At 67.0% G+C, this 25765-nt stretch carries 19 protein-coding genes; 10 read left to right on the plus strand and 9 right to left on the minus strand.

Annotated elements, in window-relative coordinates; all coding sequences use genetic code 11:
• Positions 1-3 precede the first annotated feature (3 nt).
• Positions 4-321, plus strand: coding sequence for a hypothetical protein (locus L2Y94_RS00440; RefSeq protein WP_247372181.1), 318 nt, complete (start codon positions 4-6; stop codon positions 319-321).
• Positions 318-1478: an AI-2E family transporter gene (locus L2Y94_RS00445; protein WP_247372183.1), complete on the plus strand. Its 1161-nt coding sequence runs from the start codon at positions 318-320 to the stop codon at positions 1476-1478. The genes L2Y94_RS00440 and L2Y94_RS00445 overlap by 4 nt, the downstream gene beginning before the upstream one ends.
• A 70-nt stretch (positions 1479-1548) precedes the next feature.
• On the opposite strand, the gene L2Y94_RS00450 is transcribed toward L2Y94_RS00445, so the two are convergent.
• The 4 genes from L2Y94_RS00450 to L2Y94_RS00465 are packed head-to-tail and all read right to left on the minus strand — an operon-like array spanning position 1549 to position 8157.
• Positions 1549-2322, minus strand: a complete 774-nt coding sequence (locus tag L2Y94_RS00450; protein WP_247372185.1) for an SDR family NAD(P)-dependent oxidoreductase — start codon at positions 2320-2322, stop codon at positions 1549-1551.
• Entirely contained in the window at positions 2319-3752 is a 1434-nt protein-coding gene (locus L2Y94_RS00455; protein WP_247372187.1) for an efflux transporter outer membrane subunit, read from the minus strand. Before L2Y94_RS00455 ends, L2Y94_RS00450 begins: the two co-directional genes overlap by 4 nt.
• A 3-nt stretch (positions 3753-3755) precedes the next feature.
• On the minus strand, positions 3756-6947 hold the full coding sequence (locus L2Y94_RS00460; RefSeq protein ID WP_247372188.1) for an efflux RND transporter permease subunit: 3192 nt from the start codon (positions 6945-6947) through the stop codon (positions 3756-3758).
• Between the two features lie 7 nt (positions 6948-6954).
• Positions 6955-8157 (minus strand): efflux RND transporter periplasmic adaptor subunit, encoded by a 1203-nt coding sequence (locus L2Y94_RS00465; protein WP_247372190.1) that lies wholly within the window; start codon positions 8155-8157, stop codon positions 6955-6957.
• A gap of 195 nt (positions 8158-8352) precedes the next feature.
• Here L2Y94_RS00465 and L2Y94_RS00470 point away from each other — a divergent pair, with 195 nt between their 5' ends.
• A complete protein-coding gene (locus L2Y94_RS00470; protein ID WP_247372192.1) occupies positions 8353-9348 on the plus strand; it encodes a LysR family transcriptional regulator in 996 nt (331 codons plus the stop codon).
• Positions 9349-9388: 40 nt separating this feature from the next.
• On the opposite strand, the gene L2Y94_RS00475 is transcribed toward L2Y94_RS00470, so the two are convergent.
• Complete coding sequence (locus L2Y94_RS00475) at positions 9389-10183, minus strand: undecaprenyl-diphosphate phosphatase (RefSeq protein ID WP_247372194.1); 795 nt, start codon at positions 10181-10183, stop codon at positions 9389-9391.
• A 124-nt stretch (positions 10184-10307) separates the two neighbouring features.
• Here L2Y94_RS00475 and L2Y94_RS00480 point away from each other — a divergent pair, with 124 nt between their 5' ends.
• From L2Y94_RS00480 to L2Y94_RS00495, 4 genes are read left to right on the plus strand one after another with little or no spacing between them, the layout of a single operon-like run.
• Entirely contained in the window at positions 10308-10916 is a 609-nt protein-coding gene (locus L2Y94_RS00480) for a TolC family protein (RefSeq protein ID WP_247372196.1), read from the plus strand.
• A 21-nt stretch (positions 10917-10937) separates the two neighbouring features.
• Positions 10938-11825, plus strand: a complete 888-nt coding sequence (locus L2Y94_RS00485) for a TolC family protein (protein ID WP_247372198.1) — start codon at positions 10938-10940, stop codon at positions 11823-11825.
• Entirely contained in the window at positions 11822-13216 is a 1395-nt protein-coding gene (locus tag L2Y94_RS00490; RefSeq protein ID WP_247372199.1) for an HlyD/EmrA/EmrK family protein, read from the plus strand. Before L2Y94_RS00485 ends, L2Y94_RS00490 begins: the two co-directional genes overlap by 4 nt.
• Before the next feature lie 3 nt (positions 13217-13219).
• The gene (locus tag L2Y94_RS00495) at positions 13220-14767 is read left to right on the plus strand and encodes a DHA2 family efflux MFS transporter permease subunit (protein WP_247372201.1); all 1548 of its coding nucleotides are present in this window, start codon (positions 13220-13222) and stop codon (positions 14765-14767) included.
• Between the two features lie 45 nt (positions 14768-14812).
• On the opposite strand, the gene acpA is transcribed toward L2Y94_RS00495, so the two are convergent.
• Positions 14813-16495 carry an acid phosphatase gene (gene acpA / locus L2Y94_RS00500; RefSeq protein WP_247372203.1) on the minus strand — a complete coding sequence of 561 codons (1683 nt, stop codon included), beginning with the start codon at positions 16493-16495 and terminating at the stop codon, positions 14813-14815.
• Between the two features lie 260 nt (positions 16496-16755).
• Here acpA and glnA point away from each other — a divergent pair, with 260 nt between their 5' ends.
• Positions 16756-18168, plus strand: coding sequence for a type I glutamate--ammonia ligase (gene glnA, locus L2Y94_RS00505; protein WP_247372205.1), 1413 nt, complete (start codon positions 16756-16758; stop codon positions 18166-18168).
• 109 nt (positions 18169-18277) lie between these two features.
• On the opposite strand, the gene L2Y94_RS00510 is transcribed toward glnA, so the two are convergent.
• The 3 genes from L2Y94_RS00510 to L2Y94_RS00520 form a co-directional block, all read right to left on the minus strand.
• On the minus strand, positions 18278-19054 hold the full coding sequence (locus L2Y94_RS00510; protein WP_247372206.1) for a 3-hydroxybutyrate dehydrogenase: 777 nt from the start codon (positions 19052-19054) through the stop codon (positions 18278-18280).
• Positions 19055-19131: 77 nt separating this feature from the next.
• Entirely contained in the window at positions 19132-21309 is a 2178-nt protein-coding gene (locus tag L2Y94_RS00515) for a glycoside hydrolase family 3 N-terminal domain-containing protein (RefSeq protein WP_247372207.1), read from the minus strand.
• Between the two features lie 138 nt (positions 21310-21447).
• Positions 21448-22257 (minus strand): lipopolysaccharide kinase InaA family protein, encoded by an 810-nt coding sequence (locus L2Y94_RS00520; RefSeq protein ID WP_247372209.1) that lies wholly within the window; start codon positions 22255-22257, stop codon positions 21448-21450.
• A gap of 311 nt (positions 22258-22568) precedes the next feature.
• On the opposite strand from L2Y94_RS00520, the gene L2Y94_RS00525 reads away from it, so the two are divergent.
• Together L2Y94_RS00525 and L2Y94_RS00530 are read left to right on the plus strand one after the other, a co-directional pair.
• Positions 22569-23333 carry an ABC transporter ATP-binding protein gene (locus tag L2Y94_RS00525; RefSeq protein WP_247372210.1) on the plus strand — a complete coding sequence of 255 codons (765 nt, stop codon included), beginning with the start codon at positions 22569-22571 and terminating at the stop codon, positions 23331-23333.
• Positions 23330-25726, plus strand: coding sequence for an ABC transporter permease (locus L2Y94_RS00530; RefSeq protein ID WP_247372212.1), 2397 nt, complete (start codon positions 23330-23332; stop codon positions 25724-25726). The genes L2Y94_RS00525 and L2Y94_RS00530 overlap by 4 nt, the downstream gene beginning before the upstream one ends.
• Positions 25727-25765: the final 39 nt, after the last annotated feature.

Genomic DNA, 25765 nt, shown 5'->3' on the forward strand with positions numbered 1-25765 from the left:
ACGATGGGTATTTTCAGCAACATGGCGAAGGTCGCCGAAGCCCGGGCCAAGGTCGTCGTCGCGCGCGAGGAAACCGTGGCGCCCGCCGCGTCGCTCATCGCACGGGGTTACGAACACCCGCTCACCGTGGTGGGGCTCGCCGCCGGTTCCGGCTTTTTGCTGGGTACGGCGAAGGTCAATCCGTTGGCCGTCCCTGGCGTGAGCGGCCTGGTCGCGGGCGGCAGTGCCGACATCGTCGGCAAGCTCATTTCCATGGCCGCCGGCAGCCTGCTCGGCGACTTCGCGGGCGACGCCGCCGACGTCGCCGCCGAGTCGCCGTGACCGACGCCGCCAGTCCGCTGCCCACGCCGCTCGCGTCCACGGCGGCGCCCGGTTCGGCCGTGTCATCGCTGGTGGCGCGGCCGCGGCGCAAGGCGGGCGCGGGGCGAAGCACCCGGCGTATCTCGCGCCACCTGCGCGCGATACGCATTTCGCTCACGGGCATCATCCTGCTGGCGGTGGTCTACACCATCGCCATCGGCAAATCGTTGCTGGTGCCGTTGGTGCTGGCGGCCTTCATCGGCCTCGCGCTGAACCCGATCGTCGCCACGGCGGCGCGTTGGCGCGTGCCGCGTTGGCTGGCCGCGGTGACGCTGATGCTGCTGCTTGGCGCGGGCATCGTCAGCGCCGTGGCCACCTTGTCGCAGCCGGCGATGAACTGGTTCCACGAGGCGCCCACGGCGATGCGTTCGCTGGCGCCGAAAATCAAGCCGCTCACGCAGCAGATCGAGGCTGCCAGTCGCGCGACGCAGTCGCTGACCGGGGGCGCGGTCACGCGCGCGGCGCAGCAACCGAGCAGTCTGGCGTTCACCGCATGGGACGTCGTGTCGACGGCGCCGAAGATCGTCGCCAGCGTGCTGACCGTGGCGCTGCTGGTGTTCTTCTTCCTCGTGTATGGCGACGAAATCCTGCGCCGGGCGGTGGAGATATCGCCCACCTTCGCCTATAAGCGGCACACGGTCAGCATCGTGCGCAGCATCCAGGTGGAGGTATCGAGCTACCTGCTGCTCACCGTCGCGATCAACGTCACCTTGGGCCTGGTCACTTCGGGCATGCTGTATTTCTACGACGTACCCGATCCCCTGCTATGGGGATGCTTCGCCACGGTGGCGAACTTCATTCCCTACGTCGGTTCGATCACCACGACGGCGGTGTTGGCCGTGGTCGGCTCGCTGCATTTCCAGCAGATCGGCACGGCCTTGCTGCCCGCCATGACCTTCGCGGGCATCACCGCCGTGGAAGGCAACATGATCACGCCGATGCTGCAGGGGCGCCGTTCGCGGCTTTCGCCCGTCGCGATCCTGCTGTGGCTGCTCGTCTGGGGCTGGCTGTGGGGCATTCCCGGCGCGCTTCTCGCGGTGCCGATGCTCACGTGCGTGAAGCTCATCACCGCGCGGCTGCGCGGGTGGACGTGGTTCGCGCATATCATTTCGCGGTAGAGCCGATGGTGTGTCATCGCTCCGTCCAGCGCCTTGCGTCCGAGCAAGCGACGCCGCTTCCTGAGCCAATTCACCAGCCGATCTTCACGCGATCCCGGTAGAAGTCGCCGTTCCCCGCCTCGCGCTCCTGCAACAACGCCGCCCACACGATGCCTTCGGCGGCCTCGGCCACCGGCCGTCCGCCGCTGCCGCCTAGCGTCGTGGCGGTCCAGCCGGGCGACACCGCGTTGATGAGGATGCCGCTGCCGGCCATTTCCTTCGCCACCACCTGCGTGTACGCATTGAGTGCGGCTTTCGACACGCGATAGGCGGGTGCCGTGTCGCAGCACATCGCCACGGTGGCGCATTCGCTGGATACGTTCACCACGCGCCCATAGCCATGGCGACGCATGAGCGGCAACGCGGCGCCGGTAAGACGCCATGCGCCGAGCAGGTTCACCTCGAGCGCGTCGCGGATCCGGTCGAGGTCGGGCCGCGCCGCGCGTGCGTCGTGGTCGAAGTAACCGCCCGCGTTGTTCACCAGGATGTCCAGGCGACCGGTGCGGCCCTCGATCTGCGCGATGGCGCTTTCCACGTCGGCGGACTTCGTCACGTCGAGCTTCAATGCGTGGGCATCGCCGCCGAGCGCGCGAACGGCCTTCAGGGCTTTCTCGTTCTTGCCCGGCTCGCGCATGCCCATGAACACGGTGATGCCGCAGGAGGCGAGCTGCTTGCTCACCTCCAGGCCGATGCCGCGATTGGCGCCGCTCACCAGCGCCACGCGCTGGTTGAGCGGCGGTTCCACCACCGTGGCGGCGGAACGGGTTTCGCGCACCGGCAGGCGATGGACCTTGGCCGGGCTCATGGCGCTTTCGCGACCTCGCTGCACGACGCGTCGCCGCAGGCTTCCCAGCCGCCACCGAGCGCCTTGTACAGCTGCACGGCACGCACGTTGATCGCCGCCTCGGCTTCGGCGAGCTGGTCTTCGGCCGAGAGCTGGGTGCGCTCGGCGTCGAGCAGTTCGAGGTAGTCGGTGCGGCCCGCGTCGTAGCGAAGCTTCGCCAGTTCCGCGGCGCGGCGGCTCTCCTTTGCCTGCACGATCAGCTTCTCCACCCGCACGCGCTGCTGGTTGAAGCCGACCAGCGAATTGTCGACGTCTTCCAGCGCGGAGAGCACGGTGCGATCGTAGTTCGCGCGGGCTTCCTCGGCACGCGCCTTGGCTCCCTTCACGCCGGAGTTCACCCGCTGCACGTTGAGGCCGGACCACGCGATGCTCGGCGCGATGGAGAACGCACGCGTGTCGGCGCCGCCGAAATCGTTGCTGCGCCCGGCGAGGAAACCGATGAAGCCGCCCAGCGAGATGTGCGGGAACCAGTCGGCCTTGGCCACGCCGATGCGCGCATTGGCGGCGGCCAGTTCACGCTCGGCCACGCGGATGTCCGGGCGGCGGGCCAGCACCGCGTCCGCACCACCGATGGCGATGCTCACGTCGATGGGCTTGAACGTGGTGGGAGACAGGTCGACGTCGAGCTCGCCCGGACGCACGCCCAACAGCACCGCGATGCGGAACTGGTCGGCCTGCGACTGCGTCTCGAGCACGGGCAGCTGCGCTTCGACGGCCGCGAGCCGGGCCTTGGCGCTGGCCAGGTCCTGCTCGGCGCCGGTACCGACCTCCACGCGCGCCGAAATCACCTTCAGCGAATCCCGCTGGTTGGCGATATCCCGCTTGGCCACGTCGATGCGCAGCTGCGTGCCGCGCAGGTCGAAGTAGTTGCGCGCGACCTCGGCGAACAACGTGACCTGCGCGTCGTGCAGCGACGCTTCGCCGGCGGCGGCATCGGCGCGCGCGGCCTCCACCTGGCGACGGATGCCGCCGAACAGGTCGAGCTCCCACGACGCGTCGAAGCCGGCCTGGTACGTCGTGACCGTGGTGCGCTGGTCGGTGAAGCCGGGTTGCTGGCCCCGGGCACGCGAGTAATCGATGCCCGTTTCGATGTCGGGAATCTGCTGCGACTTCGCCGTGCCCAGGGCGGCGCGCGCCTGGTTCAGGCGCGCCACCGCGATCTTCAGGTCGGGCGCGTTCGCCGCGGCGCGCCGGATCAGCGTATCGAGCGTCGGGTCGCCGAACTGCTTCCACCACTGGGCCTGGAAATCCACGGTGGTCTGGCGCGCCGGATCGACGCCTTGCAGCGTGACCGGCGCTTCCTTGGGCGCGTGGTAGTCCGGGCCCACGCTCGCGCAACCGGCGAGCACGAGGGCGGCGAACAGGGCGGTGCTACGGAACAGGGTTTTCATGGATCAGGACTCCCGTGCCGCGTGTTCGAGAAGACGGCGTTCGCGGCGAGCGGCGCGGCGGGCGGCCGAACGCTCGTTCATGCCACGGATCAGCACGTAGAACAGCGGGGTGAAGATGAGGCCGAAGAAGGTCACGCCGAGCATGCCCGCGAACACCGCCACGCCCATGGCATGGCGCATTTCCGCACCGGCGCCGTGCGAGGTCACCAGCGGCACCACGCCCATGATGAAGGCGAACGAGGTCATGAGGATCGGGCGCAGTCGCAGGCGGGCGGCCTCGAGCACGGCGTCGACGCGGTTCATGCCGTCGATTTCCGCCTCGCGGGCGAACTCGACGATCAGGATCGCGTTCTTGCACGCCAGGCCCACCAGCACGATCAGGCCGATCTGGGTGAAGATGTTGTTGTCGCCACCGGTGACGATCACGCCGGTGATCGCCGAGAGCAGCACCATCGGCACGATCAGGATGACGGCCAGCGGCAGGCTCAGGCTCTCGTACAGCGAGGCCAGCACCAGGAACACCAGCAGCACCGACAGCGGGAACACCAGCACCGCCGTGTTGCCGGCGAGGATCTGCTGGTAGGTCAGCTCCGTCCACTCGTAGGTCATGCCGTTGGGCAGGTTGGCCTTGACCAGTTTCTCGATCGCTTCCTGTGCCTGGCCGGTGCTGTAACCCGGTGCCGCGCCACCGTTGATCTCGGCGGTGGGGAAGCCGTTGTAATGCTGTACGCGGTCGGGGCCGTTGGTCTGGCGCACGGTGACGAACGAGCCCAGCGGCACGAGGTCGCCGTTGGCGTTGCGCGTCTTCAGGTTGGCGATGTCGGAGGGCTCGTGGCGGAACGACGGCTCCGCCGACACGTTCACCTGGTAGGTACGGCCGAAGCGGTTGAAGTCGTTCACGTAGAGCGAGCCGAGGTAGGCTTGCATCGTCTGGAACACGTCGCCCAGGTCGATGCCTTCGCTCTTGGCCTTCTCGCGATCCACGTCGGCATCGAACTGCGGCACGCTCACCTGGTAGCTGGAGAACAGGCCGAAGAGTTCCGGCGTCTTGTGGCTGGCGGCGATGATGCCCTGGGTCTGCTTGTACAGCTCCTCGAAGCCCATGTCGCCGCGATCTTCGATCTGCATGCGGAAACCGCCGATCGTGCCGAGGCCGTTGACCGGCGGCGGCGGGAAGATCGCGATGTATGCATCCTGGATGCCGGCGAACTGCTTGTTGAGGCGCGCGACGATGGCGTTGGCCGACAGGTCGGCCGCACGGCGATCCTCGAACGGCTTCAGCGTCACGAAGACGATGCCCGAGTTGGTGCTGTTGGTGAACCCGTTGATCGACAGGCCGGGGAACTGCACGGCGCTTTCCGCACCCGGATCCTTCATGGCGATGTCGCCCATCTTGCGGATCACCGCTTCGGTGCGATCGAGCGACGCCGCGTCGGGAAGCTGCGCGAAGGCCACGAGATACTGCTTGTCCTGCGGCGGCACGAAACCGGTGGGCGTCTTCATGAAGCCGAATACGCCCAGGGCGACGAGGCCGGCATAGATCACCAGCACGACGGCCGAGAAGCGAAGGATCTTCTTCACGCCGCCGACGTAGCCGTGTGCCGCGCGTTCGAACGTGCGGTTGAACGGGCGGAAGATCCAGCCGAGATAGCGTTCCATCCACAGCGTGAGCCGGTCCTTGGGCTCGTCGCGGCCCTTGAGCAGGATGGCCGACAGCGCCGGGCTGAGGGTGAGCGAATTGAACGCCGAGATCACCGTGGAGATGGCGATGGTCAGCGCGAACTGGCGATAGAACTGGCCGGTGAGGCCGCTGATGAAAGCCGCCGGCACGAACACGGCGCAGAGCACCAGCGCGGTGGCGACGATGGGGCCGGTCACTTCCTTCATGGCCTGGCGCGTGGCCAGCTTGGGTTCGAGCCCGTGCTCGATGTGTCGCTCGACGTTCTCCACCACGACGATGGCGTCGTCCACCACGATGCCGATGGCCAGCACCAGGCCGAACAGCGACAGCGCGTTGAGCGAGAAGCCCACCAGGTACATCACGGCGAACGTGCCGATCAGCGAGACCGGGACGGCCACCAGCGGGATGATCGAGGCGCGCCAGGTCTGCAGGAACAGGATCACCACCAGCACGACGAGCACGATCGCCTCGAACAGCGTATGCACCACGGCCTCGATCGAGCCGCGCACGAACACGGTCGGATCGTAGACGATGGAGTAGTCCACGCCCTGCGGGAAGTCCTTCTTCAGTTCCGCCATCTCCTTGCGCACTTCGTCGGAGATCGCGATCGCGTTCGAGCCCGGGCGCTGGAAGATGGGAATCGCGACGGCCTCCTTGTTGTTGAGCAGGCTGCGCAGCGCGTAGTTGTTCGAACCCAGTTCCACGCGGGCCACGTCACGCAGGTGCGTGACCGAGCCGGTGGGGTCGCTGCGCACGATGATGTTGAGGAAATCGTCCTCGGTGATCAGGCGGCCGCGCGTGTTGATGTTCACCTGGAAGGCGTTGTCGTTGCGTCCCGGGGGCGCGTTGAGCGCACCGGCGGCCACTTCGATGTTCTGCTCGCGGATGGCCTTCACCACGTCGCCCGTGGTGAGGTTGCGTATGGCGAGCTTTTCCGGGTTCATCCAGATGCGCATGCTGTACTCGCCCGCGCCGAACAGCTGCACGTCGCCGACGCCGTCGAGGCGGGCGAGCTGGTCCTTGATGCGCGTGCGGGCGTAGTTCGACAGGTAGAGCATGTCGTACCGGCTGTCCGGCGAGGTCAGGTGCACCACCATCGTGAGGTCGGGCGAACTCTTGGTGGTGGTCACGCCCAGGCGCTGCACTTCCTCGGGCAGGCGCGGCAGGGCCTGCGAGACGCGGTTCTGCGTCTGCACCTGCGCGTTGTCCAGGTCGGTGCCCAGGGCGAAGGTGACGGTGAGCGTCATCGTGCCGTCGCTGGTCGACTGCGAGGAGGTGTAGAGCATGCCTTCCACGCCGTTGATCTGCTCTTCGAGCGGCGTGGCGACGGTTTCGGCGATCACCTTGGGGTTGGCGCCGGGGTAGGTGGCCTTCACCACCACGGTGGGCGGCACCACTTCCGGGTATTCGCTGATCGGCAGCTTGAACACGGCGATACCGCCCGCGATCAGGAACAGCACCGACAGCACGCCCGCCAGGATCGGGCGTTCGACGAAGAATTGCGCGATTTTCATGGGAGGATCAGTCCTGGTTCTGCGCCACGCTGTCGACGCCGGCCGGACGCGAGGCCACGTTCTGGCCGGCGTTGGGCACGAGCGAGGCCATCGCGACGCGCTTTGCGTTCACCTCGACGCCCGGACGCACGTGCTGGAGGCCGTTGACCACCACCACGTCGTCGGCACCGAGACCGTCGTCGACCACGCGCAGTCCGTCCACGAGGGCGCCGGTGGACACGCGGCGATAAGCCACCTTCTTGTCCTTGCCCACCACGTAGACGTATTTGTTGCCCAGGTCGGTGCCCACCGCCTTGTCGTCGATCAGCGCGCGCGGCACGGGGTTGCCGCTGCGCAACTCGACGCGGGCGAAGAGGCCGGCGGTGAAGGCGCCATCGGCGTTGGGGAACACGGCGCGCAAGCGGATCGTGCCGGCACCGGCACGCACCTGGTTGTCGATGAAGTCGATCTTGCCGGCGTGCGGATAGCCGCTCTCGTCGGCCAGGCCCATCTGTACCTCGGGCGCGCGGCCGTTCTGGCGGCGCAGGCGGTCGAGCTTGAGGAAGGTCTGTTCGTCGACGTCGAAGTACACGTACATCGGATCGACCGTCACCACGCTGGTCAGCGTATCGCTGGGCGTCACGAGGTTGCCCGGGGTGATGCGCTGGTTGCTCACGCGGCCGTCGACGGGCGCGCGCACCTCGGTGAACGAGAGATTGAGGCGGGCGGCGTCGAGCGCGGCCTGCACCGAGGCGACCTGCGCGCGTGCGCTGGCGGCGGCGGTGTCCAGGCGATCGGCTTCTTCCTGGGACACGGCATGTTGGGCCACGAGCTTGGCGCCGCGGGCGGCGTTGGCGTCGGCGTTCTTCGCTTCGGCCTTGGCCTGCACCAGGTTCGCGGCCAGCCGATCGGCCTCGGCCTTGTACGGGCGCGGGTCGATGGTGAAGAGCAGGTCGCCCTTCTTGACCGTGGCGCCTTCATGGAAGTGCGTCGAATCGATGTAGCCGCTCACCCGGGCCTTCACGTCGATGGTGTCCACGGCCTGCACGCGGCCGGTGAACGAGGCGCTGTCGGTGACCGGGCGCAGCAGTACCTGGGCGACGGTGACCTCCGGGGCCGGCGGCGCGGCGGCGGGCTCGGCGGCGCGGGTGGGCCCGCCCGCGCTCAGCCAGATGGCCGAGGCGACGGCGACCGCGAGGGCGGAGGAACCGAACAGGATTTTCTTCTTCATGGCTGTCCTGGGTGAGTCGGTAAGGGATGGGATAAGACGTTGCGGTGCGGCAGGATGTGACCTCAACATTGGTTGAGGTCAAGCCGGACCACTTCAGGTGGCGAAATCTAGGTCTTGCTCGTCAAGCGAAAAATGGGTCTACAATCACCTCGCCTGTGACGGTCAGTCACGAATTCGAAGATTCCGAGGTCGACGATGGAAGATTTTTCGGCGATAAGCGTTTTCGTACGGGTGGTCGAAGCCAAGAGTTTTTCCGCTGCGGCGCAGCATCTCGAGATGACCCCCTCGGGCGTCAGCCGCGCCATTTCCCGCCTGGAGGAGAGCCTCGGCGCGCGGCTGTTCTTTCGCTCCACGCGATCCTTGCGGTTGACCGACGATGGCTCCGCGTTCTATGCGCGTTGCAAGGAGATCCTTGCCGATCTCACCGAGGCCACCGAGGCGCTGGGCTACGCCCGCACCAAGCCGGCGGGCAAGTTGCGGGTAGCGGCCTCATCGGCCGTGGGGCGCTCCGCGATCATCCCCAACCTCGTCGAGTTCGAGCGGCGTTACCCCGACATCCGGCTCGAATTGACCATGTGCGATTACCCCTTCGACTTGAACGAAGAGGGTTTCGACTGCGCCATCCGCATGGGCGAGCTGGCCGATTCCAGCCTCATCGCGCGCAAGATCGGCCATTTCAGCAACGTGCTGTGCGCCGCGCCGGCCTACCTCCAGCGCCACGGCACGCCGGGCAGCATCGACGACCTCAAGACCCACCGCACGATCAACTTCGTCTATCCCACCACCGGCAAGCCCTATCAGTGGCAGTTCGACACGCCGGGCGGTCGCGTGGCGGTGGACGTCGACGCGCACATGCTGATCAACGACGGCGAGTCGGTGATCCAGGCGGCCGTGGCCGGCCTGGGCATCATCCAGACTCCGCATTGCCTCGCCGCCAACGCGCTGGCGAAGGGCCAGTTGGAGATCGTCATGCCCGACACGATCTCGACCGGTTCCAACCTGTGGATCGTCTATCCGCAGAAGCGGCACCTCTCGGCGCGCGTGCAGGCCTTCATCGAGTGGACCAGCGAGCTGTTCCAGCGCACCAGCGACCCGCAGTGCCGGATCATGGCGCAGCAGGAAGCCGAGTTGCGCCTGCGCCGGCAGCAGCTCCTGGAGCAGCAGGCCGAGGAGATCGCGGCGGTCGCCTGATCGTTCGTCGCGCCGGCGTACGCAGGCGCGACGACCCGGCTCAGCCGCCGGCCGGCAGGAACAACAGCAGCGCGACGCCCAACGCGATGCGATAGATCGCGAACGGCGTGAAGCGATGCGAGCGGATGTAGCCGAGCAGCCACTTCACCGCGGCGAACGCGACGAGGGTGGACACCACGAAGGCCACGGCGAGCCCGGTCCAGTCCTCGCCCGCGGCACCGCCGTGGCTGAAGGTCTTCAGCAGCTCGTACCCGGTGGCCGCGTACATGGTGGGAATGCCCACGAGGAAGGCGAATTCCGTGGCCGCCGCGCGGTTGTTGGTGCCGGCGAGCATGGCGACGAAGATCGTGGATGCCGACCGCGAGGTACCCGGGAAAATGCCCGCCACCATCTGCGCGAGGCCGACGAGGATCGCCACGCGCCAGGTGACGGCGGTGCGTTCGGGATGCTTCGCGGCGAGTTTTTCGGCAGCCATCATCCATACGCCGCCGATGATCAGCGCCCAGGCGATCGGGGTGATCGTCTCGGGCAGCTTGAAGCCGAGCTTGGTCGCGATCAGGCCGAGCACCGCGGTGATGAGGAAGGCCACGGCCAGCTTGGCGACGTAGTCGCGCGTCTCCGGGCGGCGCCAGTTCAGCACGAAGCTCCACAGCGTGCGCCAGTAGATGAAGGTGACGGCCAGGATCGCGCCGGCCTGGATCGCGACGTTGAACAGATCGGATCGCGCGCCGAGCCAGCGCTCGGCGATGAGCAGGTGGCCGGTACTGGAAATGGGGAGGAACTCGGTGATGCCCTCGACGATGCCGAGCAGGATGGCGCTGATGAAGTCGTTCACGTGACGGGCTTTTCTTCGTGGGGGGACGGCGCCATAGCTTAGCGGCTTGCCATCACATCGTGCCCACGCGGTGCCTGTAACTGTGGACGGTGCCCGTTCGCAAGAATTCGCATACGGACCCGTCATGGTGTCGAACCCTTTCCGGACCCGCCGCTCGAGCGGCGGTCCATGCATCGTCGTCGTCGCGGCCGCGCTCTCGCTCGCCGCTTGCGCGCCCCCCGTGCGGCCGCCTGCCTTCGTGCCCCGCGAGGAGGTGCCGCTGGCCGGCCTTCCCACGGGGCAGGCCGGCTGGCCACCGGCCGAATGGTGGCGCCGCTACGGCGACGGCCAGCTCGACCGCGTGATCGCACTCGCCATGCGCGGGTCGCCGGACATGGAACAGGCCGAGGCCCGCTATCGCGCCGCGTTGCGCGCGGTGGATTCGGCGAAGGCCGAGCTCAACCCGCAGGTGCGCGGCTTGCTGAGCGGCAACCACGGCTACAACGATGTCACGCTGCGCGGACAGGCGCCCGGCGCCACCGGCAGTGCCCAGGGATTCCAGCTCAGCCCGGGCAGCAGCTGGAGCAACAGCGGTGCCGCCGGCGCGTTGGCGACGTGGGACCTCGATCTGTGGGGCAAGCAAAAGGATGCCGTGGCCGCCGCCGTGGGACAGGCGCGCGCCGCCGAGGCCGAGCGCGCGTCGGCGGCGACGTCGTTGCAGTACAACGTCGTCAACACCTACTTCGACTGGTAGGCCCAGCAGGCTCGCCTCGCCGTGGCGCGGCATGCGGTGCGCAGCGCGGAGGAGTACCGGGAGCTGGTGCAGTTACGCGTGCACGGCGGCCTGGACGATCCCACCGCGCTCGACCAGGCCGACGGTCAACTCGCCCAGCAACGTGGCGGCGTCGCCCAGCTCGAAGGCGCGGCGCGACTCGACCTGGTGCAGCTCGCCGCCCTGGCGGGCGTCTCGCTCGAGGAACTGGGCGACCTCGTGCCTCGGCCGTTGCCCGCGGCCGACACCGATCTTCCGCCCGATGCACGCCTGGGCCTCATCGCGCGTCGTCCCGACATCGCGGCGGCGCGCTGGCAGATCGAGGCGTCGGCGAAAAACATCGACCAGGCGCGCAAGGCCTATTACCCCGATGTCAGCCTGACCGCGCTGGGTGCCTACCTGCGCACGTATCCGGACCTTGGCTCGGGCACGCGTACCGAATTGACGCTGGGAGGGATAGGCCCCTCCATCCAGTTGCCGATCTTCAGCGGCGGCCGCCTGCGCGCGCAGTACGAAGGCGCGCAGGCGCAACTGGACACCGCGGTGGCCCAATACGACGGCGCCGTGGTCCAGGCGGCGGGTGAGGTCGCGCAGGGCGTGGAAACCCTGCGCATGCTCGACGCGCGCGGCGTACAGCAGGATCGACAGCTCGAAGCCGCGCGTGCACAGCAGCGCCGGGCCGGCGATCGCCGCTCCAAAGGCCTCATCGACGACCGCGACTGGCTGCGCGCCGACATGCAGGTGGACCAGCAACGCGACGCGCGCCTGCAGATCGACAGCCAGACGCTGTCGGCCAACCTTTCCCTGATCCACGCACTGGGCGGCGGCTACCGCGCCGACGACCTGCCCGATCTTCCGGCCGTGGCGGCCGGCAAGGAATCCACGCGATGACCACCGAGAACGACGAACCGCGCGACGAAGGCGCGAACGCACCGCTACCCTACAAGTACCGTTACAAGTACCTGCACAAGTACGGCGACGAGAGCGATCCCGAGCGCGAGGGGAAAGACGGCGACGAGGACGACGAGAAAGACGACGGCGAAGACGGCGACAAGAAAGACGACAAGAAGAAAGACGACGAAAAGCAGGACGGCGACAAGAAAGAGGACAAGGACGATCCGAAAGCCAAGCGCAAGAAGATCATCGTCCTGTCCATCATCGCCGCCGTCTTCCTGCTTGCCGGCCTTACCTGGCTTCTGCTCTACATCTTCGTGTTCACCCAGCGCGAGAAGACCGACGATGCCTACGTCAAGGGCGACATGGTGACGATCTCGTCGCGTGTGGCCGGCACCGTCGTCGAAGTGGCCGTGGAGGAAACCGAGCGCGTGCACGCGGGACAGGTGCTGGTGCGCCTGGACCCGGTCGACGCGAAGGTCGCCCTGATGAACGCCGAGGGCCAGCTCGCGCAAGCCGTGCGCGAGGCACAGGCGCGCCAGCAGCAAGCCAACCAGGCCGACGCCGCCATTCCGCAGCGTCGCGCGCAGTACGAACAGGCCCGCGACGAATATAACCGTCGCCACCCGCTGCTCGAGCGCCGCGCGGTCTCGGCCGAGGAAGTGGACACCGGCAAACGCCAGATGCAGCAGGCGTATGCCGCATTGCAGGCGGCCGAACGCGAAGCCGCCGCCGCGCACGCGCAGGTGGACGGTACGTCGGTGGAAAACTTCCCCGCCGTGATCCAGGCCCGCTCGCAATTCCGCAACGCATGGGTGAACAGCGGACGCAATGCCATCGTCTCGCCCATCGAAGGCTACGCCGCGCGGCGCCAGGTGCAGGTGGGCCAGCGCATCCAGCCGGGACAGGACCTGCTGACCGTGGTGCCGTTGCAGGATCTCTGGGTGGACGCCAACTTCAAGGAGACGCAACTGGAGCACATCCGCATCGGCCAGCCGGTGGAAATCACGACGGACATGTACTCCGACTTCGAATACCACGGCAAGGTCGTGGGCCTGAACGCGGGCACGGGAAGCGCCTTCTCGCTCCTCCCGGCCGAGAACGCCACCGGCAACTGGATCAAGGTGGTGCAGCGATTGCCCGTGCGCGTGGCGATCGATGCGGAGGATCTGCGCAAGCACCCGCTGCGGGTGGGCCTGTCCACCTACGTCACCGTCGACACCCATGACCGCGACGGCAAGGTGCTGGCGGAAACCCCGCGCACCAAACCGCTGGCGAGCACCAACGTCTACGAGCAGGAAATGAGCGAGGCCGACCAGCGCGCGCAGGAGATCATCCGCGAGAACACGGTCGCCGTGCCCACCCCGGTTCCGGCCAAGCGCGGCTGACGCATGGCCGGCGCGAAAGGCCAGGGCGGTACGCCGCCGCCGATGCATGGCGGGCAGCTCGCGCTGCTCACGGCCGGCGTGGCGTTGGCGACGTTCATGGAAGTGCTCGACATTTCCATCGTCAACGTCTCCGTGCGCACGATCGCCGGCAACCTCGGTGTCAGCAGCAACGAAGGCACCATGGCGATCAGTGCGTATTCGATGGCGAGCGCCGTGATGCAGCCGCTGACGGGCTGGGTGGCGAAGCGATTCGGCGAGGTGCGCACCTTCAGCGTATCGGTGCTGCTGTTCGTGATCTTCTCGGCGATGTGCGGACTGTCGCAAAGCATGCCGATGCTGATCGTGTTCCGTCTCCTGCAAGGCGCGGTGTCGGGGCCCATGGTGCCGCTTTCGCAGACGTTGCTGCTCAACAACTACCCGCCCGCGCGCCGGCCCATCGCGCTGGCGCTATGGGCGATGACGGTCGTCGTGGCGCCGGTGTTCGGTCCGATTCTCGGCGGTTGGATCACCGACAACTACCACTGGTCGTGGATCTTCTTCATCAACATTCCCGTCGGCCTGTTCGCGCTCATCATCACCCTCACCCTCCTGCGCGGCCGCGAATCGAAAGTGGTGAAGATCCCGGTGGATGCGGTCGGCCTGTTCCTGCTGGCGGTCGGCGTGGGCTGCCTGCAATTCATGCTCGACAACGGCAACGACGACGACTGGTTCAGCTCCAAGCTCATCACGGTGCTGGCGATCGTCTCGTTGGTGTGCCTCACCTTCCTCGTGGCCTGGGAGCTGATGCACAAGAACCCGGTGGTGGAGCTGCGCCTGCTGGGCAAACGCAACTTCCTCGTCGGCGTGCTGTGCCTGTCGTTGGGCATGTTCGCCTTCTTCGGCGGCACGGTGGTGATGCCGCAATGGGTGCAGGAGGTGCTCGGCTACAACGCCACGTGGGCCGGCTTCGTGGTCGCGCCCATCGGTTTGCTGGCGATCTTCATGTCGCCGCTGGTGGGCGCGTTCCAGAGCCGCTTCGACCTGCGCGTGCTCAACACGGTGGGCTTCGCGATCTTCGCCGCGGCGTCGTTCTGGATGTCCACGCTGAGCACGAACGCCCCGTACCACGAACTGGCGGAGCCGCGCTTCATGATGGGCGCGGGCGTGGCGTTGTTCTTCGTGCCGGTGAACCAGATCATCCTCTCGGGCATTCCCGACGAGCAGGTGGCGAGCGCATCGGGCCTGTCGAACTTCTTCCGAACCCTGGCGGGCAGCATCGCCACGGCGGTGAGCACCACGATGTATTCGCACCGCACGACGTTCCACCATGCGGTACTCACCGAGCACGTCGTATCCGGCGATCGCACGACCATGGAATACCTCGACCGGTTCCAGGCGGGCGGCATCCAGGGCCCGGTGGCCAACGCCGCCTTGAATCGCATCGTGGACATGCAGGCGGCGACGTTGGCGGTGAACGACGTGTTCTGGATCTTCGGCTTGATGTTCGGCTTGGCGATGATCGTCATCTGGTTCGCCAAGCCGCCGTTCGCATCGGGTGGGGTGGGGCACTGAAAAGCCGGGTGCCCACGGCGCGGTACGTGCGTGTCGCAAAAACCCTTACGACCGGGGCGAGAAGTCCAGCGTCTCGGTCAGGTCGCCCGGTGCGGGCCCGCCCGCTGCGATCATGGCTTCCTCGCGCATCGTCAATCCCGGCAGCTTTTCCAGCTTGAACCGCCGCGTGAGGAAACGCGCGATGGAACCGGTGTCGTACACCGTGTGTTCCACGTGCCCCTTTTTCGCGAACGGCGATACCACCAGCGCCGGGATGCGCGTGCCCGGCCCCCAGCGATCGCCCTTGGGCGGCGCCACGTGGTCCCACCAGCCGCCGTTCTCGTCGAAGGTGACGATCACGAGCATGTTCTTCCACTGCTTGCTCTTGCGCAGTTCGTGCACGATGGCGCCGATGTGGCGGTCGCCGGCTTCCACGTCGGAATAGCCGGCGTGCATGTTGAGATCGCCCTGCGGCTTGTAGAAGGTGACCGTGGGCAGCTTGCCCGCGACCACGTCGGCGAGGAAACGATTCGTTTTCGCCGTTTCCCCCAGGCCGCCGTCACGCAGGCGGTGCTTGCGCGCCTCGGTGCCCGGCGCGAGATCCTCGAAATAATTCAATGGCTGGTGGTGGGCCTGGAAGTTGGGCGTGGACGGAAAGCTGCCGTCGTCGCTGTCGCCATGGCCGTCGAGCGCGGCCTGGAAGCCGCCGGCATACCAGGCCCAGTCCACGTTCTTCGCGGAGAGCATGTCGCCGATGTGCTTGTGCTTCTGCGGCACGAGGTTGTTCGGGCTGCTCATGTCGGCCAGCAGGGGATTCTTGCGGTCGACGTTGAAGCCCGGCGAATACGGAGGGCCCATCGTACCCACCGCGAAGAAATCCGGCGTGAGCGTGGCGTGGTGGGCGAACTTCGGCTTGCCCTGCATCGCGCTGGACGGGGATTCGTCGGACAGCTTCAGACGGGGATCGTCCGCCTTGCCGCTCCGGGTCACGGCGATGCTGAACTGCGCCGGGCCCTTGTCGGCATCCGGATAGATCGGCGGCTGCGCGGCCACGAGGTACTGGTGGTTGAGGAACGAGCCGCCGAAGGCGCCCATGAAAAAGTTGTCGCAGAGCGTGAACTGCTCGGCCAAGCGCCACAGGCGCAGGTGCACCGGCGCCTCGGCGTAGTGGCCCATTACCAACGCGCCGCTGTCGCCCCAGGCGACGAAGCCGTCGTTCTTGCCGCCGTTGATCTGCGCCTGGTTGTTGTAGAAGGCGTGCACGAGGTCGCGCGTGATCACGCCGTGCGGCAGCGGCGTGCCGTCGGGCATGCGCAGCGCCCACGGCGCGTTGGGAAGGCCCGTCAGGTCCTTCTCGGCCACCTTGTAAGTGCGGTGCGCCACGGTCTGTTCGTGCGGCACCATGCCGCCCCAGATGGGAGGCAGCGTATCGAAGGGCTTGCCGTCGCGGTCGATCTGCCTCGTGCGCTCCGGCGGCAGCGAGGACAGCGGTTCCTTCACCCCGGGAAAGTCGCCGAACAGGTTATTGAAGCTGCGGTTCTCGGCGTAGATCACCACCACGTGGTCGATGTGCTTCTCGAGGAGGGCATCGAGTTCGGCCCCGGCCGGAGCGGTGGATGCCGCTTTGCCCGCGGCGCCGGCCACCTCGTTCACGCCACCCAGCGCGAGCAGCGCGCCGGTGGAGGCCATGCCGCCCAGCAGGCGGCGGCGCCCGGCGTCGGGCGTGTCGTCTTCGTGTTTTTTCGTCATCGGTCGAAACTTGGGGAGGGGTAGCGGCCGTCGGTCGCCGGAAGATATACGGACGACACAAAAACCATGTCGGGCGGATGGCGTCAACCCTTTCCGATTGGTGCATAACGCGCCGAGTTGCACCGGAATGGTGCAATTCGGCATTCCGTCCAGGGCCGGTCTATGATGCCTGGGCTCGCCCAGGGCGCCCCGTCGATGGCGGAGCCGCTGGCACAGCGATTGCTATAAGCATTCCGCCCCATACCCAATTCGAGGTCCGTATGTCCGCCGCTTCCAAAGTGCTGAACCTCATCCAGGAAGAGAACATCGAGTTCGTCGACCTGCGCTTCGCCGACATGCTCGGCAAGCACCACCACGTCACCTTCCCCGCCCACGCCATCGACGAGGGGACGTTCGAGGACGGCAAGATGTTCGACGGCTCGTCGATCCCCGGCTGGAAGGGCATCAACGAATCGGACATGGTGCTCCTGCCCGACGCGGAGACGGCGCACCTGGATCCGTTCAGCGCCCACAAGCAGCTGATCCTTCATTGCGACGTGCTCGAGCCGAGCACCATGCAGGCCTACGGCCGTGACCCGCGCTCGATCGCCAAGCGCGCCGAGGCCTTCCTGAAGTCCACCGGCATCGCCGACACGGCGTTCTTCGGTCCGGAACCCGAGTTCTTCATCTTCGACTCGATCCGCTGGCAGAACGACATGGGCCGCGTGTTCTACGAGATCAACTCCGAAGAGGCCGCCTGGTCGTCGCGCTACAAGTACGACGGCACCAACACCGGCCATCGCCCGGGCGTGAAGGGCGGCTACTTCCCGGTGAGCCCGGTGGACAGCCTGGGCGACCTGCGCGCCGACATGTGCAAGGTGCTCGAGTCGCTGGGCCAGGTGGTGGAAGTGCACCACCACGAAGTGGCCAACGCCGGCCAGTGCGAGATCGGCACGCGCTTCAACACCCTGGTGAAGAAGGCCGACGAACTGATGACGATGAAGTACGTCATCAAGAACGTGGCCCACCAGGCCGGCAAGACCGTCACCTTCATGCCCAAGCCGATCGTCGGCGACAACGGCTCGGGCATGCACGTGCACCAGTCGCTGTCGAAGAACGGCGAGAACCTCTTCGCGGGCGACCTCTACGGCGGCCTGTCGCAGACGGCGCTGTGGTACATCGGCGGCATCTTCAAGCACGCCAAGGCCATCAACGCCTTCGCCAACTCCACCACCAACAGCTACAAGCGCCTGGTGCCGGGTTTCGAAGCGCCGGTGATGCTCGCCTATTCGGCGCGCAACCGTTCGGCGTCGTGCCGCATCCCGTACGTGTCCAGCCCGAAGGGCCGCCGCATCGAAATCCGCTTCCCGGATCCGATGCAGTCGGGCTATCTCACCTTCACGGTGCTCATGATGGCCGGTCTCGACGGCATCCTGAACAAGATCGACCCGGGTGCGCCGGCCGACAAGGATCTCTACGACCTGCCGCCGGAAGAAGAGAAGAACATCCCGCAGGTCTGCGCCAGCCTCGACGAGGCGCTGAGCGCGCTCGACAAGGATCGCGAGTTCCTGAAGGCCGGCGGCGTGTTCACCGACGACTTCATCGACGGTTACATCGCGCTGAAGATGCAGGAAGTCACGCGTTACCGCGCGAGCACCCACCCGCTCGAGTTCCAGATGTACTACGCGATCTGATCGCCTTCCCCGGAATGGGAAGAAAAGGGGGGCGCTTCGGCGCCCCCCCTTTTTTTAGCCCGCGGCGGTCGCCGGGATTCGGCTAGCGTTTTTGCCAGGACGCGCCTGCCTACTGCATATGCCATCCGTGGCTCACGAGCAACGATTGCCCGGTGAGCGCGTTCGATCCGAAGCCGGCGAGGAAGAGCGCGGTGTCGGCGATGTCCTGGAGCGTGGTGAATTCCGCATCGACCGTGTCGCGCAGCATCACGTCGCGCACGACCTCCGCTTCGGAGATGCCCAGTTCCCTGGCCTGCTCGGGAATCTGCTTTTCCACCAGCGGCGTGCGCACGAAGCCGGGGCAGATGACGTTCGCGCGGATGCGATGCTCCGCGCCTTCCTTCGCGACGACGCGCGCGAGGCCGAGCAACCCGTGTTTCGCGGCGACGTACGGTGCCTTGAATTTCGATGCGACGTGCGAATGCGCCGAGCCCATGAGGATGATCGATCCGCCGCGACCCGCGGCTATCATCTGGCGCATCGCCGCGCGCGAGGTGAGGAACGCGCCGTCCATGTGGATGGCCAGCATGCGCTTCCAGTCGGCGAAGGAGAGATCGACCAGCGGCGAGATGATCTGTATGCCCGCGTTGCTCACCAGGATGTCGACGGGGCCCCGTTCGCGCTCGACGCGCGCGAAGCCCTCGTCCACGTGGGATTCGTCGGCGACGTCCATGGCGATGCCCATCGCGCCGTCGCCCAGGGCGTTCGCGGTGTCGCGGGCCTTGTCCGCGGCGATGTCCGCGACGACGACCGTCGCGCCGGCGTTGGCGTAGGCCTCGGCGATGGCGCGGCCGATGCCGCTGGCCGCGCCGGTAACGAGGGCGATCTTGCCTCTGAGGTCGTGCATGGTGGACTCCGATGAGGAAAACCCCTCATACGGTAGCGCGAAGACCGTCCGCTCGCGCCTGCGGCAACGTGCCCGCTTCAGCCCTCGGCTTCGAGTACGAAGGAGGCGGCTTCGCCCTGCGCGGACGACCCCGCGATCCATACGTCGAATCGGCCCGGCTCGGCCTCGAACGTGCGCCCATCCACGTGCGTGAAGGCCAGGTCCGCGCGCGTGAGCTCGAACACCACTTCCTCGGCGGCGCCCGGCGCGAGCAGGATCTTGCGGAACGCCTTCAGTTCGCGCACCGGCCGCACGCGGCTGGCGACGCGGTCGTGCACGTAGAGCTGCACCGTTTCTTCGCCGGCCACCGCGCCGGTGTTCATCACCGTGGCGCTGACCACGATGGTCTCGTCCCATTGCACGCTCGCCTTCACCGACGGTGCCGTGTAGGCGAACGTGGTGTAGCTCAGGCCATGGCCGAAGGGATACAGCGCCTCGAAGGTCACCTCGCGATAGCGCGACTTGAACGCCGGCGGTTGGTCGGCCAATTCGGGTCGGCCCGTGCGCGGATGGTTGTAGAAGAACGGCTGCTGGCCAGGATCCTGCGGGAAGCTCACCGGCAGGCGCGCGGAAGGGTTGTAGTCGCCGAAGACGACGTCGGCGATGGCCGGCCCGGTCTGCGTGCCGAGGAACCAGGTGACGAGGATGGCGTTGGCCTCGCGAACGGCGCCCTGGAGCGCCAGCGCGCGCCCGTTCTTCAACAGCACCACCACCGGGGTGCCCGTGGCGATCACGGCCTCGGCCAGCGCCTGCTGCGCGGCGGGCACCACGATCTGCGTGCGCGCCTGCGCTTCGCCGGAATAGGTCTGCGGTTCGCCGATGGCCAGCAAGACCACCTCGGCGCGGCGTGCCGCGGCCACCGCGGCGTCGATGCCACCTTCCAGCGGGGCTTCGATGCCCGAGCCGTCCACCACCTCGAGGGAAGCGTCGCCGCCAAGCGCGTCACGGATGCCCGCTTCGATGTCGACGTAACGGGTCTTGTCGCCGAACAGCGTCCAGCAACCCTCGATATTGTCGCGGTCGCGCGCGAACGGCCCGATCAACGCGATGCGCGCACGCTTGCGCAACGGCAGCGTGCCGTCGTTCTTCAGCATAACGATGGAGCGGCGCGCGGCATCGCGGGCCAATGCCGTGTGCGCGGGAAGGGTGGATACGTCGGCTTCGGCCTGGGGATCGAGCGATCGGTAGGGATCGTCGAGCAGGCCGATGGCCTGCTTCACGCAAAGCACCCGGCGCACGCCCTCGTCGAGCACATCCATGGGCACGTCGCCCTTTTCCACGAGATCGGCCAGGTGCGCGCCGTAGAACCCGCTTTGCATGCTCATGTCCACGCCGGCGACGAAGGCCAGCCGCGTCGCGTCGCGTTCGTCTTCGGCGAAGCCGTGCGCGATGAGTTCCATGTCCGCGGTGTAATCGGAGACGACGAAGCCGCGGAAGCCCCACTCGTCACGCAGGATGCCGGTCATCAGTTCGCGGCTGGCCGAGGCCGGCACGCCGTTGATGTCGTTGAAGGCGCTCATGACCGTCAACGCGCCCGCGTCGATGGCGGCCTTGAACGGCGGCAGGTGCACGTCGCGCAACGTCTGCGGGGAGATGTCCACCGTGTTGTATTCCATGCCGCCGGCCACCGCGCCGTAAGCCGCGAAATGCTTCGGCGTGGCCAGCAGGGAGTCGCGCGCGGTGAGGTCGTCGCCCTGGAAACCGCGTACGCGCGCCGCGGCGAACGCGGCGCCCAACACTACGTCTTCACCGGCGCCTTCGGCGACGCGGCCCCACCGCTGGTCGCGGGCGATGTCCATGGCCGGAGCGAAGGTCCAATGCACGCCTGCGGCCGTCGCCTCCACGGCCGTGGCCCGCGCCGTGCGTTCGGCAAGGCCAGGCTCGAAGCTGGCCGCCTCGCCCAGCGGGATCGGAAACACGGTGCGCATGCCGTGGATCACGTCGGAGCCGAACAGCAACGGGATGCCGAGCCGGCTCTCTTCCACCGCCACGCGTTGCGCTTCGCGGCCCTCCGCCGCACCGACGCCGTTGAACAGGGCGCCGACCTTGCCCGCGCGGATCTGGTCGAGCACTTCGGCCGCACCGCGCGCGTTCACCTCGGGATTGATGTCGGGGGCGAAGGGGCGAACGGCATCGGCGAACACACCGAGCTGGCCGACCTTCTCCTCGAGGGTCATGCGGTCGATCAGGGCTTCGATGCGGGGATGTCGGGTCATGGCGGTCATGTGGGGACGTCAAGGAGGGCCAGCAGCGGGGTAGCATACCGGCACCGACACGGGGAGTGGGCACGTAAATGGCGTTACTCGTAAACGATTACGTCGTTGTGCGCCATGGCCTTCACGGTGATGAACGCCTTAGAGGGCGGCTTGCTCCACCACGGAGACCACGGTTCTCCACATGTCGCAATCGCCGTCGCTGAGCATGTCGACGAGGTAAGCCACCAACGCGATGCTGGCGAAACCCTTGCGCATGGCTCCCACCGCCGTTCCCACCGCGGCCGCCTTGCGTCCGAGGAAGCGCCCGGCGCGTTCCAGGAAGCCGAGGCGCCGGGCAATGCGATGCACCTCACGGGCCACCTGCGGTTCGACGTTGAGGGCTTCCTCGCGGATCAGGTCGCCCAAGGCGTCCACGCGGCCGGTGAAATAGGGCCCCACGCCCGTGGTGAAAAGCACCCAGTCGCGGGCCTGGGCTTGCGCGAGGGTCATGATCTCGCTGGGATCTTCCTCGAAGTCGATGAACCCCACGCCCCGTTCGCCCACCGTGATGTTGCGGGCGAAGGCCTGTCCGAGGTAGCCGCCATGGCGGTGAAGTTCGCCGATGGCCTGCGCCGTCTGCCTGATGAGAATGTCCGCGTCGTTGGCGCTCTTCAGGCGTTTGAGTCGATGCGCGAGCGTCGGTCCCATGTCGCTGAGGATGAGGCTGCGCGGACCCTCGCCGAGCACGCGTGGCACGGGAGCGCCGCGCGCGCGTAGGGCCTCGATGCGGCGCAGCTCGATTTCCTTGGCTTTCTCGCCGGTATGCCGTGGCGGGGAGCGCAGCGCGGCAAGGTCGAGACGTGCCGCCAGGCCATTCCATAAACGAACCACGGCCGGACGGATCAAGCTGTCGGGGTCGTAGCGCTTCAGCCAGGCGACGCGGCCGCCCAACGAAAATTTTTGAACCATGGGGAGAATCTCCATACACGCCGGGCCGCGTCGCATGGATGCCTGCGCGACCCGAAAAAACACCGCGACGTTCCCAGGGCCGCGTTCCATCCCCTTAAGCTTATTATAAGCTTAGTTTTTGCTTAATAAAAAACGTTTTGGCCACGAGGCAAATACTCGTAAGGAATTCGTTAAGGCCTAACGCATCGTCAAGCGTTTCCGGCAAACGCGCCATACCTTCCTTGCCTTCTCCGTGCATACACGACAATCGTCCCATGCGGGCGCGGCATCCTGAAAAGCGGCGCCCTGGCCCCCAATAGCGAGGTCGAACCGTGTCCGCGGAGTCAAGCAGCGCGATCGTCCAGATGCGCGGCATCGGCAAGGTGTTTCGCGCCGGCGCCATGGAAAACCACGTACTCACGGATATTCATCTGGATATCCGTTCCGGTGAATTCATTTCCATCGCCGGTCCATCGGGATGCGGGAAAACCACGCTGCTATCCCTCATGGGGCTTCTCGATACGCCAAGCCACGGCGAGCTTCGCGTGGCAGGCCACTCGGCGGCCGAGCTGGGGCGCAAGGAACGGGCGATGCTGCGCAACCGGCTCATCGGCTTCGTGTTCCAGTCGTTCAACCTCATCGGGGAACTCACCGTGGCCGAGAACGTGGCCTTGCCGCTCAGCTTTCGCGAGGGGTTGCCGCGAAGCGAGCGGGCCGAGAGGGTGGCGGATGCCCTGGCCAGCGTAGGCATGGCGCATCGCAGGGACCATTACCCCGCGCAACTGTCCGGCGGCCAGCAGCAACGGGTGGCGGTGGCGCGTGCACTCGTCGGCGACCCGGCCATCCTCCTGGCCGACGAGCCGACGGGCAATCTCGACCTGCGCAACGGCGAAATCGTCATGGCGTTGCTCAGCCGCCTGCACGGATCAGGCCGCACCATCTGCATGGTGACCCATGACGAGCGTTTCGGATTCGTCGCCGACCGTCTCATTCGCCTGCTCGACGGCCAGGTAGTGGACGAAAGCACCTACCAGCAACTCCAGCACGAGGCGGAATGCGGTCTCGACGCGCGACGCGCGATGGAATCGTTCCGGTGAACGACACAGCGCGCAGACTCTTCCGCACGTGGTGGGGCGCGATACGCCGCCCCGGTTTTCTCCTGCTCACCTCTCTGAACCTCGCGCTCGGCGTGGCGGCGACGGTGGGGGCCTTCACGCTGGTGGACAGCCTGATCCTGCATCCGCTGCCGTTTCCCGATCGCGATCGGGTCGTGCTGTATGGCGAACGGGCTCCCGACGGACCGGTCCGATATGCGTCGCCGATGCTCTATCAGGACGTGGGGCTGCCCGACACGATCGAATCGCGGGGCATCGCGCGCATGCCCGAATCGACCAACGTAAGCGCGAACGGCATCGTGTTCCTGACGACGGCGCAACGGATGGATGCGGGATTCTTGCCTACCCTGGGAGTCCGGCCGGCGATGGGACAAGGGTTGTCGGGAAAGGCCGACGAAGCGTTGCTCTCGCATGATTTCTGGGTTCGCCGGTGGCATGCGGACCCGGATGCCATCGGCAAGACACTGACGATCAACGGCCGGTCCACGACGATCCGCGGCATTCTTCCGGCGGATTACCGGCTGTTTACCGACGTCGACCTGCTCCTTCCGCTGGACCTGTCCCGGCACGCCGGCGACAACGCGGCGAACATGAATGCGGTGGCCCGGCTCAAGCCCGGCGTGGATGCCGCGGCCTTTTCCCGTGAGGTAGTGGACATCACGCGGGCTCACGCGGCCACGCTTCGGATCGGACCGGAGCGGTTGGCCTTCCACGGCGCCACGCCCCTCGATGCCCAGATCACGGGGGAGGCCAGGCCTTCGCTATGGATGTTTTTCGCCTGCTCCCTCGCGGTGCTGTCCATTGCCGGGCTCAATTTGTCGAACCTGCTGCTGGTGCGCGCCGTGGCGCGTTCGCGCGAGGTGGCCACGCTCATCGCACTGGGAGCGCACGGATGGCGGTCGTGGATTTCCGCCATCGGCGAAGCATCGTTGATCGGGCTTCTCGCGACGTTGGTGGGAATCCCCCTGGGCGGCATCGTGGCCGACGTGTTCAGCGGCTTTCTTCCCGACGAATGGATGATCTCTCCGCGTGCGATACGGTTCGATTGGCATGACCGGCTGTTCGGCGTCGCGATCGCCGCGCTCACGCTGGGTATCGCGTTCGTCGCAGGATCGCTGCACGAGAGATCCGAGGCGCTGCTCCACGACCACGTCTCCGCCGGGCGCGGATTCGTCGGCGGCCCGGCAGGGCGGCGGGCGCGTTGGGGAACGAACGTATTGCAGACGGCGCTTGCGGTCGTGCTGCTCCTTCTGTGCCTGAGCACGGGGATCCGGCTGCGGACGCTCGATCGCGTGCCGATGGGTTTCGACGCCGACGGAGCGAAGGTGTTCGAGATCAAGGCCGACGACGCACAGTTTCCCAGGGTGCAGGACGTGGTCGCGCTGTTCGAGGCGGTTTCGGCGAAGTTGGCGGCCCATCGCGGCATCGATGCCGTCGGCATGTCCAACCACCTGCCGGCGGGTGGAAGCTTCGTCATGCCCTTCGCCGCGCCGGACGGTTCGGTGCGCTATACGCAGTACGCGCTCGCCACGCCCGGCGCGTTGCAGGCCATGGGATTGCATCTGGTGTCGGGGCGCTACCTCGGTGCCGCCGACGTCCAAGGCGCGGCGCGCGTAGCGGTAGTGAACGAGGCCTACCTGAAGGCCTTCGCGGTCGACGGCGTGGGCGCCGATGTCGTGCCCGCATCGAAGCTCTCGCCGAATGCGCCGTTGCGAATCGTCGGCGTGGTGGGCGACACGCGACATGCGGGGCCGGCACTTCCCCCCGAGCCAACCGTATTCGTTCCGCTGGCACAGGCATGGGAAAGTTCGTTCGACTTCATCCGCCTCTACATGCCCACGTACATCGTGGTTCGCGGCGCCGCCGCGGAAGCGTTGGGTACCGACGAGGTACGCGACGCGATCCACGGCATCGCACCTTACGTCGCGGCGGCCGAGGGCCGGCCCATGCGTGCCGACGTGAGCGCCGTCACCGCCGACTATCGCAGGGATGCCGCGGTGTCCGCCACGTTCGCGCTTTTCGCGCTGCTGCTGGCATGCACGGGACTGTACTCCAGCCAGTCGGTCGAGGTCGTGGTGAAGCGTCACGATTTCGCGTTGCGCTCCGCATTGGGCGCTACGCCCACGGACCTGGCGGCGGTGATCGTTTCGCGCAACGTGCGCACGGCCGTGATCGGTGCGTGCCTGGGACTGGGCTGCTCCCTGCTTGCGCACCAAGGTCCCCTTGGCCGGGTATGGGCACCGGAGAGTCCGGTCGACGTGGCGGTGGCGTCCTCCGCATGCGCGGCGATGCTGATCGCGGCCGTCGCCGCCAGCGGCCTGCCCGCATGGCGCGCGGCGCGGATCGACCCCATACATGTGATAAGGGAAGGATAAAACGATGGATACCGTCTTCCGGCCGCCCGAAGGAGCGCC

This window comes from Luteibacter aegosomatis (assembly GCF_023078455.1).
Classification (GTDB): domain Bacteria; phylum Pseudomonadota; class Gammaproteobacteria; order Xanthomonadales; family Rhodanobacteraceae; genus Luteibacter; species Luteibacter aegosomatis.

What these genes read in the sequence shown, in the direction of transcription:
- L2Y94_RS00440 (WP_247372181.1), top strand. Translation starts at nt 4, where the DNA reads ATGGGTATTTTCAGCAACATGGCGAAGGTCGCCGAAGCCCGGGCCAAG.
- L2Y94_RS00450 (WP_247372185.1), bottom strand. Translation starts at nt 2,322, where the DNA reads ATGAGCCCGGCCAAGGTCCATCGCCTGCCGGTGCGCGAAACCCGTTCC.
- L2Y94_RS00455 (WP_247372187.1), bottom strand. Translation starts at nt 3,752, where the DNA reads ATGAAAACCCTGTTCCGTAGCACCGCCCTGTTCGCCGCCCTCGTGCTC.
- L2Y94_RS00460 (WP_247372188.1), bottom strand. Translation starts at nt 6,947, where the DNA reads ATGAAAATCGCGCAATTCTTCGTCGAACGCCCGATCCTGGCGGGCGTG.
- L2Y94_RS00465 (WP_247372190.1), bottom strand. Translation starts at nt 8,157, where the DNA reads ATGAAGAAGAAAATCCTGTTCGGTTCCTCCGCCCTCGCGGTCGCCGTC.
- L2Y94_RS00470 (WP_247372192.1), top strand. Translation starts at nt 8,353, where the DNA reads ATGGAAGATTTTTCGGCGATAAGCGTTTTCGTACGGGTGGTCGAAGCC.
- L2Y94_RS00480 (WP_247372196.1), top strand. Translation starts at nt 10,308, where the DNA reads ATGGTGTCGAACCCTTTCCGGACCCGCCGCTCGAGCGGCGGTCCATGC.
- L2Y94_RS00490 (WP_247372199.1), top strand. Translation starts at nt 11,822, where the DNA reads ATGACCACCGAGAACGACGAACCGCGCGACGAAGGCGCGAACGCACCG.
- L2Y94_RS00495 (WP_247372201.1), top strand. Translation starts at nt 13,220, where the DNA reads ATGGCCGGCGCGAAAGGCCAGGGCGGTACGCCGCCGCCGATGCATGGC.
- acpA (WP_247372203.1), bottom strand. Translation starts at nt 16,495, where the DNA reads ATGACGAAAAAACACGAAGACGACACGCCCGACGCCGGGCGCCGCCGC.
- glnA (WP_247372205.1), top strand. Translation starts at nt 16,756, where the DNA reads ATGTCCGCCGCTTCCAAAGTGCTGAACCTCATCCAGGAAGAGAACATC.
- L2Y94_RS00510 (WP_247372206.1), bottom strand. Translation starts at nt 19,054, where the DNA reads ATGCACGACCTCAGAGGCAAGATCGCCCTCGTTACCGGCGCGGCCAGC.
- L2Y94_RS00515 (WP_247372207.1), bottom strand. Translation starts at nt 21,309, where the DNA reads ATGACCCGACATCCCCGCATCGAAGCCCTGATCGACCGCATGACCCTC.
- L2Y94_RS00520 (WP_247372209.1), bottom strand. Translation starts at nt 22,257, where the DNA reads ATGGTTCAAAAATTTTCGTTGGGCGGCCGCGTCGCCTGGCTGAAGCGC.